Source organism: Amycolatopsis sp. NPDC039088, from assembly GCF_055598845.1.
Map to the genome: position 1 here is coordinate 117,157 of NZ_JBVKAE010000008.1, position 12,201 is coordinate 129,357.

At 68.4% G+C, this 12,201-nt stretch carries 15 protein-coding genes and 1 pseudogene; 9 read left to right on the forward strand and 7 right to left on the reverse strand.

All coding sequences use genetic code 11. The features are described from left to right. Window positions 1–72 precede the first annotated feature (72 nt). Window positions 73–534 (reverse strand): MarR family transcriptional regulator, encoded by a 462-nt coding sequence (locus tag ACZ7KI_RS12700; protein ID WP_470273286.1) that lies wholly within the window; start codon window positions 532–534, stop codon window positions 73–75. Between the two features lie 140 nt (window positions 535–674). Here ACZ7KI_RS12700 and ACZ7KI_RS12705 point away from each other — a divergent pair, with 140 nt between their 5' ends. Next, a complete protein-coding gene (locus ACZ7KI_RS12705) occupies window positions 675–1,889 on the forward strand; it encodes a PP2C family protein-serine/threonine phosphatase (protein ID WP_470273287.1) in 1,215 nt (404 codons plus the stop codon). Between the two features lie 102 nt (window positions 1,890–1,991). Here ACZ7KI_RS12705 and ACZ7KI_RS12710 read toward each other — a convergent pair whose 3' ends face one another. After that, window positions 1,992–2,348: a hypothetical protein gene (locus ACZ7KI_RS12710; protein WP_470273288.1), complete on the reverse strand. Its 357-nt coding sequence runs from the start codon at window positions 2,346–2,348 to the stop codon at window positions 1,992–1,994. A gap of 276 nt (window positions 2,349–2,624) precedes the next feature. Beyond that, window positions 2,625–2,873, reverse strand: coding sequence for a hypothetical protein (locus ACZ7KI_RS12715; protein ID WP_470273289.1), 249 nt, complete (start codon window positions 2,871–2,873; stop codon window positions 2,625–2,627). Window positions 2,874–2,896: 23 nt separating this feature from the next. On the opposite strand from ACZ7KI_RS12715, the gene ACZ7KI_RS12720 reads away from it, so the two are divergent. After that, window positions 2,897–3,190, forward strand: a complete 294-nt coding sequence (locus tag ACZ7KI_RS12720; protein WP_470273432.1) for an FCD domain-containing protein — start codon at window positions 2,897–2,899, stop codon at window positions 3,188–3,190. A gap of 117 nt (window positions 3,191–3,307) precedes the next feature. Here ACZ7KI_RS12720 and ACZ7KI_RS12725 read toward each other — a convergent pair whose 3' ends face one another. Then, window positions 3,308–3,439, reverse strand: a complete 132-nt coding sequence (locus ACZ7KI_RS12725; protein WP_470273290.1) for a hypothetical protein — start codon at window positions 3,437–3,439, stop codon at window positions 3,308–3,310. A gap of 280 nt (window positions 3,440–3,719) precedes the next feature. Between ACZ7KI_RS12725 and ACZ7KI_RS12730 the strand changes: the two genes are divergently transcribed. The 3 genes and pseudogenes from ACZ7KI_RS12730 to ACZ7KI_RS12740 all read left to right on the forward strand — a co-directional run bounded on the left by ACZ7KI_RS12730 (window position 3,720) and on the right by ACZ7KI_RS12740 (window position 6,775). Then, window positions 3,720–5,261, forward strand: coding sequence for an FAD-dependent oxidoreductase (locus ACZ7KI_RS12730; protein WP_470273291.1), 1,542 nt, complete (start codon window positions 3,720–3,722; stop codon window positions 5,259–5,261). 193 nt (window positions 5,262–5,454) lie between these two features. Then, a pseudogene (locus ACZ7KI_RS12735) lies at window positions 5,455–5,603 on the forward strand (IS701 family transposase); the annotation flags it as partial. A gap of 161 nt (window positions 5,604–5,764) precedes the next feature. Further along, window positions 5,765–6,775 (forward strand): chemotaxis protein CheB, encoded by a 1,011-nt coding sequence (locus ACZ7KI_RS12740; RefSeq protein WP_470273292.1) that lies wholly within the window; start codon window positions 5,765–5,767, stop codon window positions 6,773–6,775. Here the strand turns inward: ACZ7KI_RS12740 and ACZ7KI_RS12745 are convergent. Further along, window positions 6,666–7,340, reverse strand: coding sequence for an alpha/beta hydrolase (locus ACZ7KI_RS12745; RefSeq protein ID WP_470273433.1), 675 nt, complete (start codon window positions 7,338–7,340; stop codon window positions 6,666–6,668). The genes ACZ7KI_RS12740 and ACZ7KI_RS12745 overlap by 110 nt on opposite strands. Here ACZ7KI_RS12745 and ACZ7KI_RS12750 point away from each other — a divergent pair. Next, complete coding sequence (locus tag ACZ7KI_RS12750; RefSeq protein ID WP_470273439.1) at window positions 7,279–7,455, forward strand: hypothetical protein; 177 nt, start codon at window positions 7,279–7,281, stop codon at window positions 7,453–7,455. The two genes, ACZ7KI_RS12745 and ACZ7KI_RS12750, sit on opposite strands and share 62 nt — an antisense overlap. 95 nt (window positions 7,456–7,550) lie before the next feature. Beyond that, window positions 7,551–8,057 carry a hypothetical protein gene (locus ACZ7KI_RS12755; protein WP_470273293.1) on the forward strand — a complete coding sequence of 169 codons (507 nt, stop codon included), beginning with the start codon at window positions 7,551–7,553 and terminating at the stop codon, window positions 8,055–8,057. A gap of 61 nt (window positions 8,058–8,118) precedes the next feature. Here the strand turns inward: ACZ7KI_RS12755 and ACZ7KI_RS12760 are convergent, their stop codons facing one another. Then, window positions 8,119–9,957 carry an APC family permease gene (locus ACZ7KI_RS12760; protein ID WP_470273294.1) on the reverse strand — a complete coding sequence of 613 codons (1,839 nt, stop codon included), beginning with the start codon at window positions 9,955–9,957 and terminating at the stop codon, window positions 8,119–8,121. Window positions 9,958–10,164: 207 nt separating this feature from the next. Between ACZ7KI_RS12760 and ACZ7KI_RS12765 the strand changes: the two genes are divergently transcribed. Then, window positions 10,165–11,361, forward strand: a complete 1,197-nt coding sequence (locus ACZ7KI_RS12765; RefSeq protein WP_470273295.1) for a serine hydrolase domain-containing protein — start codon at window positions 10,165–10,167, stop codon at window positions 11,359–11,361. A gap of 35 nt (window positions 11,362–11,396) precedes the next feature. Here ACZ7KI_RS12765 and ACZ7KI_RS12770 read toward each other — a convergent pair whose 3' ends face one another. Beyond that, window positions 11,397–12,017 carry a low temperature requirement protein A gene (locus ACZ7KI_RS12770; protein WP_470273296.1) on the reverse strand — a complete coding sequence of 207 codons (621 nt, stop codon included), beginning with the start codon at window positions 12,015–12,017 and terminating at the stop codon, window positions 11,397–11,399. Between the two features lie 16 nt (window positions 12,018–12,033). On the opposite strand from ACZ7KI_RS12770, the gene ACZ7KI_RS12775 reads away from it, so the two are divergent. Continuing rightward, entirely contained in the window at window positions 12,034–12,165 is a 132-nt protein-coding gene (locus ACZ7KI_RS12775) for a hypothetical protein (protein ID WP_470273297.1), read from the forward strand. Window positions 12,166–12,201 lie beyond the last annotated feature (36 nt).

Genomic DNA, 12,201 nt, shown 5'->3' on the forward strand with positions numbered 1-12,201 from the left:
GCCACCGGCTACCGCGGATAAGCGACTGTTGTCATATGACAACAGTTAGCCTACTTGAGGAAGTTTGGTACGTCACATCCGGCTCTGGTCGCCGGCCGCCGCCTCGCGGAATTCCCGCAGGCCGATAGCGAGCGCCACCCTGGTTTCCGGGGTGAGTTTCGCCAGCACGGCCTGCAGGCTTTCGCGCCGCCGGGCCCGCAGGTCCCGCAGGTACGCGTGGCCGCGGTCGCTGAGTCGCAGCGTGATCTCGCGGCGGCTGGCCGAGCTGGGCAGCCGTTCGAGGAAGCCGACCGCTTCCAGCCGGTCGCACAGGCGGCTGACCAGCGGCGGGGTGGAACCGAGCACCTCGGCGAGGGCGCGCAGGTTCAATCCGTCGTGGTGGTCGAGTGCCACGACGGCGCGTACCTGGGACGTCGACAGCGGACGCGGTGACGCCTCGCGAGCCCGCTCGAACATGATCTCGAGCAACTCGGCCGTCTCGGTCACGGCCGCCGCCACCGTTTCGGCGCCGTGCGGCTCGGGGGACCGATTCACAGAACCACTGTCGCATCCTTATGCTGAACTGTCAGCTCAGCTCACTGCGACGCGTCCTGCCACAGGTCCGACGGAGCGGCGCCGACACATACCGCGTGCCCAGGTCAGGCACCGGTTCCGGTGAGCAGGAGGCGGCAGAAGTGGACAGATCCCTGGCAGTCGAACGTGTTCTGCGCGGCGTCCAGCCCCACGCACTGCTCGACGGGCTGCGTTCGGCGCTGCAGGAGCATTTCGGAGCCAGGTCCGTCGACCTGCTGATGGCCGACTACAGCCTCACCGAACTACGACGCGTGACGCTGCTGCCCTACACCGCGGAGCCGATACCGGTCGCCGGCACGACGGCGGGCAAGGCTTTCACCGCGCAGCAGGCGACGTTCGACACGGACGAGAACGGCGTACGAGCACATCTCCCGGTCACTGTCCGTGGAGATGGCATCGGTGTCCTGGTCGTCACCCTGCCCGAAGAGCCGGAACCGCCCGTGTGGGCCGAACTCGGCCGGTTCGCCGAGGCGCTCGGGCACGAGGTCTTCGTCGCCGACCGCGACACCGACCTCTACGTGCAAGCACGTCGGTCCTCCCGGCTCACGCTCGCCGCCGAGATGCAATGGCAGCTGTTACCCGGCCGCGCCTGTGCCCGTCCCGAGTTCGCCTTGGGAGGCCAGCTCGAACCCGCGTACGCCATCTACGGCGACTGCTTCGACTGGTCGGCTTCCGCCCGCAAACTGGCGGTCACGCTGATCAACGGCATGGGCGAGGGCACCAGCGCCGCGTTGCTGACCAACCTGGCGATCAACGCGCTGCGCAACGCCCGGCGGGCGGGCATCGGCCTCGACGCGCAGGCCGAACTCGCCGACCAGGCCGTCTACGCCCAGTATCGCGGCCAAGAGCACGTCGCCGCCCTCCTGCTGGAATTCGACCTCGCGACCGGCGAGATCACCGCCGTCGACGCCGGTTCGCCCCGCCTGTGGCGGCTGCGGGACGGCAAAGTCGAACGGCTCATCTTCGACGAACAACTCCCACTCGGCACGTTCGAAGACACCACCTACACCATCGAACGCCTCCAGGCCTTGCCCGGCGACCGCTTCGTCTTCGTCAGCGACGGCGTGTACAACGTGCCCGGAGCGCACGGGGAACCTTACGGCGATCGCGACCTCATCCAGGCTGTCGTCGCGACCGTGAGCCTTCCCGCTTCCCATGTCCCAGGCGCCGTCCTCGACGAACTGCGCGCCCGCCGCGAGGGCAACCTGGCCGCCGACGACGCCATGGTCGTCTGCCTCGACTGGTTCGGCTCGAACCCGAGTGTCGACCGGGAATCCGACATCGCGACCGCGGCCACCGGCGACACGAAAAGCTGACAGTTCCCAAGGGGTCTGACGGTGTCGGAATCCGTGTGTACAGCGCCGAGTTCGATTCCGGTCGAGGTCGATGGCAGGTCGCCACGAAGGCGCGTGGATGCTCTAGTTGCCCGTGTGGTGGTTGTTGGACACGTCGTGAACTTCGCGCCGCCATCGTCGCAAGGAGTTGCTGGGCATGTCGACCTGACGGAGCACTTCGACTCGGTTCTGCCCACTGAGCCACAAGAGAAAGGACCGGTCGACGACGTTGAGCCGTCGTGCACCGTAGTCGTAGTCCAGGACTATGGGGCTTATTTCGAGTTGATGCATTTGAAATTCCGCGATCTCGGGCAGCTCGCGGATCAAATCGCGAAGGGTTGGGTCCTCGGCGCTGCCGAACCTGCCGATGAAGTCTGCGATTTCAGCCACGGTCAGCCCGCCTTCGAGGCGTTTGATATCGCAGGCGAGCACTGTGAACATCGTCCACTTATATTGAGGGGAAAGTCAAACGTGTCGTGTCGCGGGCTGTGGTCGCTGCTGCCTACGCGTTTCCCTGGTGGTGAAGGCTTCCTTGCCTACGCTGACGGTAGTGAAGGAGCCCTTCACTACCGTCAGGCGTGATCCCTGGTGACAGTGGGACGGCTGTGACATCAACGTCCCGTCTTGAAGTCCGTGAAGGCCTCCTTGAGGGACCCAGAGTCCCTCAAGGAGGCCTTCACGGACTTACCACCCACCACGCCACCTTTGCCTTACCCCTCAATAGATACTCGTTGCTGCTGCTTTTGGGCCTGCGGAGAAGCTGTCGATGAAGCTTTCCGCTCGACTGGCCTGGTCCTGGACTATCCTCTCGATGAGCTGCTTCGCGTGTTCGAGTGATCCTACGACGGCGCCCTCGCTGGCGTCGCTGAGCACGCCTTCCTCGAGGCAGGCTTGGTAGCAAGCCTGCTGCACGACCCATACGCTGTCCAGGCAGGTGTCGAGAATGTGATTCTTGGTCGCAGGCACACGCGGCCTTCCACCACGCGCTGCTGGCCGGCTGCCGCAACCAGCGGCTGCTCGACGCGGCACGGTCGTTGCGGCAAGAGGCCGAGCTGTACCGGCAGTGGTCGGTATCCCTCGGCAACGAACCCGGCCGCGACGTCGCCGCCGAGCATCGAGCACTACTCGACGCCGTTCTCGCGCGCGACGCCGATCACGCGCAGGAACTGCTGCGTGACCACATCGCGCACACCGCCCGGCTGTTGATCAGCTGTGCGCCCGATCAACCCAACCAGGTCGGGGGAGAAACGGCCTCGCGGTCCTCGGTGACGAACACTTCGTGAAACACCTCATGCTCGCCGCAATAGGTCGCCGTCCATCCGGTTGGGAGGGTGCCGCCCACCCGGCCGCCACACGTCCTGTCATTGCCTGTCCCGGTTGCCGACGCAGGAGTCCGGCGGTTAACGCCGTCGGCGTTTCCGCATCTTGCAGGCCATCACGCCCACCACGGCGAGGACAACCACGGTCAGCCACACCGCGGTGGGCACACCGGACGACAGGCCAATGGCAGCCAGCAGGGATCCGATCAACATGGGTGATGCTCCTTCGATGGTCACTATCGCGACGGCATAACCGTTGATGACGACGCTACGAACGCCGCCCCGGGTGTGTCGTGGGTTCGCGGTAGGAGATCGCGGTGGAGATTTCCCAGGCAGGTATCCACCCCGATCTCCACCTCCCGCCCGAGGACACCCTGCCCGGAAACCGGCTAGCGTCACCGCCGATCGCTTCAGTGACCGCACGGATCAGGGAGGGTGTGATGGCGAGCATGCATGCCGTATCGGCGCCGGCAGTGCGCCAGGACGGGGACCGATGACCGACGTCCTGATCGCGGGCGCCGGACCCACCGGGCTCACGCTGGCCATCGAGCTGGCCCGCCGGGGCGTCGACGTGCGCATCGTCGACCGGGCCGGCGAGCACTTCCCCGGTTCGCGCGGCAAGGGGCTCACCGCACGCACCCAGGAGGTACTGGACGACCTCGGTGTCGCCGACGAGGTGCTGCACCACGGGTTCCGGCACTTGCCACACCGGCGGTACCTCGACGGCGACCTGGTTGCCGAGACCGACCCGCACGCCCAGCGGGCACCCACACCGGATCGGCCCTACGACGGCGGGCTGCTGATCCCGCAGTGGCGGATCGAGCGGATCCTGCGCGCGCGGCTCGCCGAGGACGGCGTGCGGGTGGAACTGGCCGCGGGCCTCGCCGAGTTCCGCCAGTCCGCGAACGGTGTGCATGCGGTGCTGGATACCGGCGAGCGGGTGGCTGCGCGCTACCTGGTCGGCTGCGACGGCGGCCGCAGCACCGTGCGCAAGGCACTCGGCGTGCGCTTCGAGGGCGAGAACAAGGAGCAGGCCATGCTGCTCGGGGACGTCGAGCTCAGCGGGCTCGAACCGGACGCCTGGTACCAGTGGACCGTCCGCCGGCGCGGCTTCCTGGCCCTGTGCCCGTTCCGCCACGAGCGGTCCTGGCAACTGCAGGCCGTACCGTTCAGCGACTTCGGCGCGGAGGGCAGCCTCGCCGAACCCTCGCTGCCGTACTTCCGGCGGATCGTGGACGATCTCGCCGGCGGGCACGGCATCCGGCTCTCGAAGGCAACCTGGCTGTCCACGTACCGGGTGAACGTGCGGATGGCCGACCGGTTCAGGGTGGGCCGCGTGTTGCTGGCCGGCGACGCGGCGCACGTGCATCCGCCGGCCGGCGGCCTCGGCATGAACACCGGCATCCAGGACGCGTACAACCTCGGCTGGAAGCTCGCCATGGTGTGTTCCGGCGCGCGGCAGTCGCTGCTGGACAGCTACCAGGAGGAGCGGCTCCCGGTCGCCTCGTGGACGCTCGGCGTGAGTACCGAGGGGCTGCGCAGGGTCGCGGAGCGGTTCGTCAACGATGGCAGCACGGACATCGCGGACGGCGCACCCCCGGACGGCCAGCAGCTCGGGCTCGGCTACCCGGCCAGCTCACTGTCCGTCGACGGCGACGCCGGGAATGGACCGCGCGCCGGTGATCGTGCGCCCGACGCGCCCTGCGTGGACAGCTCCGGCACGCCACGGCGGCTGTTCGACGCCTTCCGCGGCCCGCATTTCACCCTGCTCGGCTTCGGCGAGTCCTGCGCCGGTCCACTGCAGGACGTCGGCGCCGCCCACAGTGGACTCGTCAAGCCGGTGTCGGTCGGCGCGCCGGGCAGCGGTGCCGATCTGGTGGACGTCGAGGGGCACGCGCGGACCGCGTACGGCGTCACCGAGGACACCCTCGTCCTGGTGCGGCCTGATGGCTACCTCGCGCTGCGCGCACCCGGCGCGAGCAGGACCGCCGTGCGGGACTACCTGGACCGGGTCGGCGTCAGCCGAAGCGCTTGACCCGCCGAGCGACGCGGCATGCGAGGTGAGTAAACGTTCCGCGCAGGAATCACGGTGTCGTCGGCTCGGGCAGGGGAATTTATCGTGGGAGCTGAGGTGAACTCGAAGCCGGCGCGAAAGGGACCATCGGAGTCGGTTCGCCCCGCCGGGCAGGATCGCCGGGGGCAAGACCTCGGCGATCCCTGCGCAGTGGGTCGCCAACGGGGTGAACACGGTGTACTGCTCGTACGCGACTCCGGGTGGGCACGCGCTGGTCGTGCCCGCATCTATGTGCCGGAGGAGCAATTCGCCGGCACCGGACGCCGCGCGGCGCTGGGCATCCCGGCCGGGGTGGAGTCGCGACCGAACCGTAGCTGGCGCAGGACATCCGGGGTTCCGGAGTGGGACAGCGTTAGAGTTCGACGAAGCGTGACTCACCCGACTACTGACAGGGTGTTTCCGATCTGCTTTTAGCGGTTACCCCTCCGAGGTGTGTGTCGTGCTGTGCCCGGGAGGTGGCCGAGGTGGCCTGTCATCGTGACGTCGTGGTGGTCGGCGCGTCCGCGGGTGGAGTCGAAGCGCTGCGTGCCCTGGCTCGTTCGCTGCCGCCGGACTTCCCGGCCGCGGTTTTGGTGGTGATGCACCTGTCTCCGAGAACATCGACCGCACTGCCACAGATTCTGAGCAGAGCGGGTCCGCTCGACGCGGTGGGGGCCGAGCACGGCGCTCCGCTGACCGGCGGCACGCTCTACGTCGCACAGCCCGATCAGCACCTGCTCATTGATGACGGCGCCGTGATGCTCAGTCGTGGCCCGACTGAGAACGGCCATCGTCCGGCGATCAACGCCACTTTTCGTTCGGCCGCGCTGGCCGCGGGTCCGCGGGCGATCGGGGTGGTCCTTTCCGGCGTTCTCGACGACGGCGCGGCAGGACTGCGCTCGATCGTCGATCGCGGCGGTCTTGCCGTGGTCCAGGATCCTGCGGACGCGCTCTATCCGGGGATGCCCGAGAACGCGCTGGCCCAGGTGTCCACTGAGCATGTACACCCCGTTGACATGCTGGGAAAGGTGCTGGACAAGCTCGTGCGCACGCCTGTCGACGATGTGCGGTTTCCAGCTGTCCCGCCGAACCTGCTGCTGGAAGACCGGATAGCGCGGGACGGTGTCCGGTTGGGTGCGGTCACCGTCGGCGAGGCGACACCGCCGACAGGCTATCAGTGCCCGGACTGCCAAGGGTCGCTGCTGGAGGTCGGACCCGCGAACGGTCAGTATCGCTGCCGGATCGGGCACGGCTGGACCGATGAGGCCCTGTTCCACGCTCATGACGCAGAACTCGAGCGAGCGCTGTGGACCGCGCTCCGTTCCCTTGACGAAAGGGTCACGCTCGCCGAACGGATGCGGCTTCGGGCGACCGGCGCCGGGCAGGTCACGATGAACCGGCGGTACGAGGAGACCGCTCGTGAATCCTTCGCCGCTGCGGAAAAGCTCCGCGCGTTCCTGCTGACCTTCGGTTCGGAGACCGGTCCGGCCCGATGAGTGTAGGGCACTGAGGCGTGGGCGGGAGGTGTTTTCCCGCCTGCCATGGTCTGGACGCCGAAGGTGGATCGGTACGGACATGGCTGTGGCGATGAACTCGGTGTCGAGGAAGGGTACGCGTGCCTCGAGCCCGAAGGCGGGCGAATTGGTCGACGGCGTCCTGGCCGACCAGTTCGGGAGCCACGGTCGCGAGGTGGCGGGCGACGCGGACGGCGGCGTGGTGCATCGGCTGCGTGTCACCCGCCAGGAGCACCAATCCCGCGACGGACGGTTCGGCGGCGGTGACCCGAGGGGCGACCTTGCCGCCCATGCTGTGGCCGAGCACGAATGCGGAGTCCACAGTGGGCTGTCGTAGCAGGAGGCGTACGGCGGCCGCGGCATGTGGCACGTACTCGTCGGACATCGTGAAACCGGGCGTGCTCGCGGCTTCCCCGTGGACGTGGGTGACCTTGTCGAAACGCAGCACCGCGAGACCGCGAGTGGCCAGGCCCCACGCCAGGTCCTTGAGCGGTTTGTTCGGCCCGCTGGTCTCGTCGCGGTCGAAGGGGCCGCCTCCGGGCAGCAGGACGACGCCGGGCCGGGATCCAGGTTTCTTCGGTGTGGTCAGCGTTCCCGGCACGGCGAAGCCGCCGGCGTCGATCGTGACCTCCCGCTCGGTGAAACTCTCCGGATCCACATAGGACGGTGGCTCCCATGGCGCACTCGCGGTCGCCGCAAGTTGGAGTCCTTGTAGCAGGCCGTCCTCGTCGATCGACATGACCACCGTGAGACCGCCTTGTTCGCAGGTCACCGGAACGCTGACCCGGGTGAGGCCCGCGGCGGCCAATTCGACGGCGGGTTCCCCGACGGCGGTCACCGTGCCGCGCCTCGCGATCTCGGCGGTCCACGCCGCCCGCAGGGTGGCGGCGGGCACGACGGCGAGCAGTGGGGGCGCGAAGAGCGCCACAACCTCGTCGAAGTTCCCGTCGCGTGTCATCTCGACAACCGCGCGGTCGCCTCACTGTCCGCAGAGGACCACAAGCGCGGGTTCGCCACGGCGCTCGCCGCCCTCGTCGCCGAGTTCAACGCCTATCTCGACCGGGAGGAGGCCGATCCGGTCGCCGACCTCGTTGGCTACGGCCAGCACGCGGTCTGGCTCTCCCGTGGCGAGCTGCTCGCGCTGACCGGCGCGATGCGGAAGGCCATCGTGCCCATCCTGGACAACTCGCCGAGGCCGGACCGTACGCAGTACCTGCTCAGCCCGATCCATTTCCCGCTCGAGGCGCCGGACTCGGCGGAGTAGCACCCGGTCACGGATTCCTGGCCGTCGACGGCAACTGTCCGATCAGCGTCAGACGGCCAGATCACCGTGGGGACCGGCGGAAGGGGGCCGTTTTCGCTACTCGTGTCACGTTCAGGCGGAAACGCATCCGGCAGACGACGGCGTCCGAGCGGCGCCGGAGCGCGCGGGCGAGTACGGCGCCGCGCTGGTTCTGCAGGATCCGCTCCCACCAGTGTGCCGGTTCGACTTCGGCGATCAGCACGAAGACGTGCCGGTCTTCAGTGGCGCGGAGGTGATCGAGGAGTGGTTCGCCGAGGCGTCGCCGTTCGTCGTACAACTGGACCAGCCTCACGTCGGGATGCCACTTCTCCCAGGCGGTCACGAAATCCCGCGCCGCCTGCTCGTCCTCAGGGTGGATGACGTGGACGGCTTCGACGTGGTCGCCGAGGGAGAGCGCGGCGGCGAGCGCGTCGCGGGTCAGCCGGGAGACCGTGTGGACGGGGACGATCACCAGCGAACGGTTCGGCCGTGGGGGTGCGGGGGTCGCGCCGAGTTCGAGCCGGTCACCGATCCTGCGGTAGCTGCGGTCCACCCATTCCATGGCCGCCACCAAGAGCGGGAGCGTGAGGACGATCAGCCAGCCGCCCTCGCCGAATTTCGTCGTCGTCACCACGATCGCGGAGACTCCGGTGAGCAGTGCGCCGAAGCCGTTGAGCGTGGCCTTGCCCCGCCAGCCTGCCGGACGGTGGCGCCGCCAGTGCCGGACCATTCCGAACTGGGAGAGCGTGAAGCCGACGAAGACCCCGATCGCGAACAGCGGGACCAGCGTGTTCATGTCGCCGTCGGTGATGAGGAGCAGGAGGGCGGCGGTGATGGCGAGGAAGCCGACTCCGTAGCGGTACACCTGGCGTTCGGCACGCAGGGCGAACACGTGCGGCAGTTTGTTGTGCTTCGCCAGCAACTGCGCCAGGACCGGCAAGCCGCCGAAAGAGGTGTTCGCGGCCAAGGCGAGCAGCACCACGGTCGAGAACTGCACGAGATAGAAACCGAAGCCGTCGCCCAGCGACGCGGTGGTCACCTGGGAGAGCACGGTGACGCCGTCCACCGGGTGGATGGCGAATTTCCCGATCAGCACGGCGATCCCGATGAGCATCACGCCGAGCAGGCCGCCCAGCGCGATCTCCGCGTGCTGGGCGCGGCGCACCCGCGGCCTGCGGAACGACGGCACGGCGTTGGCGATCGCCTCGACCCCGGTCAGCGCGGCGCACCCGTTCGCGAAAGCCTTGAGCAGCAGCAGGATCCCGACCATCTGCAGGTTCTGCGCGTGCTCCGGCGCGGTGATCTCCGCCGCCGGGCTCGAACGGAGCAGGCCGGCGACGATCACCGTCAGGATCGCGCCGACGTAGATCACGGTGGGCACGACGAACACCCGGGCGCTTTCCGCGATGCCGCGCAGGTTCACCGCCGTGACCACTGCCAGCACACCGAGGCACAGCCATAGTGTGTACGGCAGCAAGCCGGGGAAAGCCGAGGTCAGCGCGGCCACACCCGCGGCCACCGAGACCGCGACGTTGAGGACGTAGTCGATGATCAGCGACGCCGCGGCCACCAGTGAGGCCCGGCGTCCGAGGTAGGTTCGGCTGACGCCGTAGGCGCCTCCGCCGTCGGGGAACGCGGCGATGACCTGGCGGTAGGACAACGTCAAGACGCCCAGCAGCACGGCGATCGCGATCGTGACGGGCAAGGTGAATCCCAGCCCGGTGCCGCCGGCGACGGCCAGCACGATCACGATGGCTTCGGGCCCGTAGGCGACCGAGGCCATCGCGTCCAAGGACAGGGCTGCGAGTCCGCCGACGACGGAGAGACGGTGCCGCTCGGAGCGGTCGGTGTCCCTCGCGGGGCGGGTGAGTGTTGCGGTCACGCCGTCAGCGTGGGGTGCCACTTCTCCTCGCACCGAGGAGATTGACACGTTCCTGACACCGAATCGGGTGAACCCGACACCAAACTGACGGCCTGGAGATCCGGATCACCGCGACCATCAGGATCACGGAAACGAACGGGTGGGGCGAGGCACCCGTGTCAGCGCGGTGACTGCGCCGTGTCAGCGCGGCACGCGAACGTGGTCACCATGACCAAGTCACTGAGGGGTACCAAGAACAGGATCTTCCGCCGCGCGGGGGTGACGGCACTGGCCGCGACGCTGCTGGCGGGCGTCGCCGTCCCGGCGGCCTCCGCCGCCGGGCGGGATCGGCCTGAGCTACAGCAGGCCGTCCAGGAATTCGTCGACGCCGGGTTCGCCGGGATGCAGTTGCGTGTTCGCGACGAGCGGGGCGAGTGGACCGGCAGCGCCGGGGTGCGGGAGCTGGGCGGGACCGCGAAGCCGCCGACCGACGGCCACTTCCGCGTCGGCAGCACCACGAAGAGCTTCACCGCCACGCTGATGCTGCAACTCGTGGCCGAGGGCAGGATCGGGCTCGACACCCCGATCGCGGGTTTCCTGCCCCGGTTCGGCTTCGACCGGCGGATCACCGTGCGCATGCTGCTGCAGCACACCAGCGGGCTGTTCAACCACACCGGCGAGTACTACCCGGACGGGACGGTCGTGCCGGGGATCCCGTGGACGGGCCCGGAATGGGTGGACAAGCGCTTCCACACTTACCAGCCGGAGGAGCTTGTCCGGTTCTCGCTGTCCAAGCCGCCCCGGTTCGAGCCGGGGGCGGGCTGGAGCTACGCCAACACCAACTCCGTGGTGCTCAGGCTGCTGGTCGAGAAGCTCAGTGGCCGCCCCTTCGCCGAGGAACTGGACCGGCGGATCCTGCGGCCGCTGAAGCTGCGGGACACACTGTCGCCGGGAGCCTGGTCCGGGATGCCCAAGCCCTACGCCCACGCCTACTACTCCTATGAGGACGCCGGTCAGTGGAAGACGATCGACGTCACCCACCAGAACCCGTCCTGGGTCTCCAGCGCGGGAGACATGATCTCGACGACCAAGGATCTCCAGACCTACTTCTCGGCCCTGCAGAGCGGCGAGCTCCTCCCCGTCTGGCTGCTGACCGAGATGCGTAAAACCCACCCGCAGAGCGAAAGCCTCTTCGGCTTCTACGGTCTCGGGCAGTACTCACAGGATTTGGGCCCGGGCTGCCCCGGCACCATCCTCAACCACGACGGCAGCAACAACGGCTACGGGGCACTGATGTACAGCACGCCGGACGGCAGCAAAACGCTGACCGCCTCGATCACCAGCGGGGACGACGCGAGCGCGGCGCAGAAGTTCCCGGCGGAACTGAACAAGCTGGTCAGGACGGTGTTCTGCGGTAAGAACTGAGACTGATGGCGGTGCCGGTTCGTGGATGTGCTCGATCATGCGGGATTTCCTTTTCGTTCCAGGGTGATGGTGAAAGCGACCAGCAGGGCGCAGGCCGCCGCGATGCCCGCGACCACGACGGCCACGCCGGTCCACGGCGCGGCGAGCGGGAGCAGGAACATGACGGTGGCGCAGGTCAGGACCGCGCCGGGACGCAGGACGGTTCTCGCCACGATGGGCACGTGGACCAGCCACAGGAGCACGAGAAACACGCCCACGGAGGCCGCGACGGCGTAGCTGATCAAAAGCGGTGAGGCGGGCAGGTGGTGTCCGGTGTCCTCGACCGCGACCTCCAGGCTCGCGCCGAGTGCCGCGAGCGCCGCGAAGATGCCGAAGTGGCCGTAGCCCCACAGGTAGGACCCTTCACGGCGCTCGCTCAGCCCGTCCCCGGCCGGTTCCAGGAAGTACAGCCACCAGGTGGCGAAGAGCAGCACGAGGCCGGAGATCGCGATCGTGACGAACGCGGCGCTGATCTCCGCCGCCGCTACCGGACCGGCGACACGCCGCAGTCCGGCCCGACCGGCGAGGAGATCACGGTCGACCTCGGCGGCGTGCTGCCGATGCGGCAGAACCCGCGGATCGCCGACTACCCGGAGGGCCCTGGAAGAAGCCTTCACCGGCAACCCGGGCGGGATGACGGACGCCGTCGGCACGATGTTCGCGCTGCGCAAGCAGGGGCTGGCGCTGATGAAGATGCCCACCGGCGACGGGAAGACGACCGCGGGCCCGACGTTCGAGTACGTGCCACCCGAGCTGCGGAACTGAAGCACGGCCGCTCCGAGGAGCGCGCGTTCACGTGAT

Coding starts and splice junctions, on each gene's coding strand:
- ACZ7KI_RS12710 (WP_470273288.1), bottom strand. CDS start 2,348: ATGTTCACAGTGCTCGCCTGCGATATCAAACGCCTCGAAGGCGGGCTG.
- ACZ7KI_RS12725 (WP_470273290.1), bottom strand. CDS start 3,439: ATGTTGATCGGATCCCTGCTGGCTGCCATTGGCCTGTCGTCCGGTGTG.
- ACZ7KI_RS12730 (WP_470273291.1), top strand. CDS start 3,720: ATGACCGACGTCCTGATCGCGGGCGCCGGACCCACCGGGCTCACGCTG.
- ACZ7KI_RS12765 (WP_470273295.1), top strand. CDS start 10,165: ATGACCAAGTCACTGAGGGGTACCAAGAACAGGATCTTCCGCCGCGCG.
- ACZ7KI_RS12775 (WP_470273297.1), top strand. CDS start 12,034: ATGACGGACGCCGTCGGCACGATGTTCGCGCTGCGCAAGCAGGGGCTG.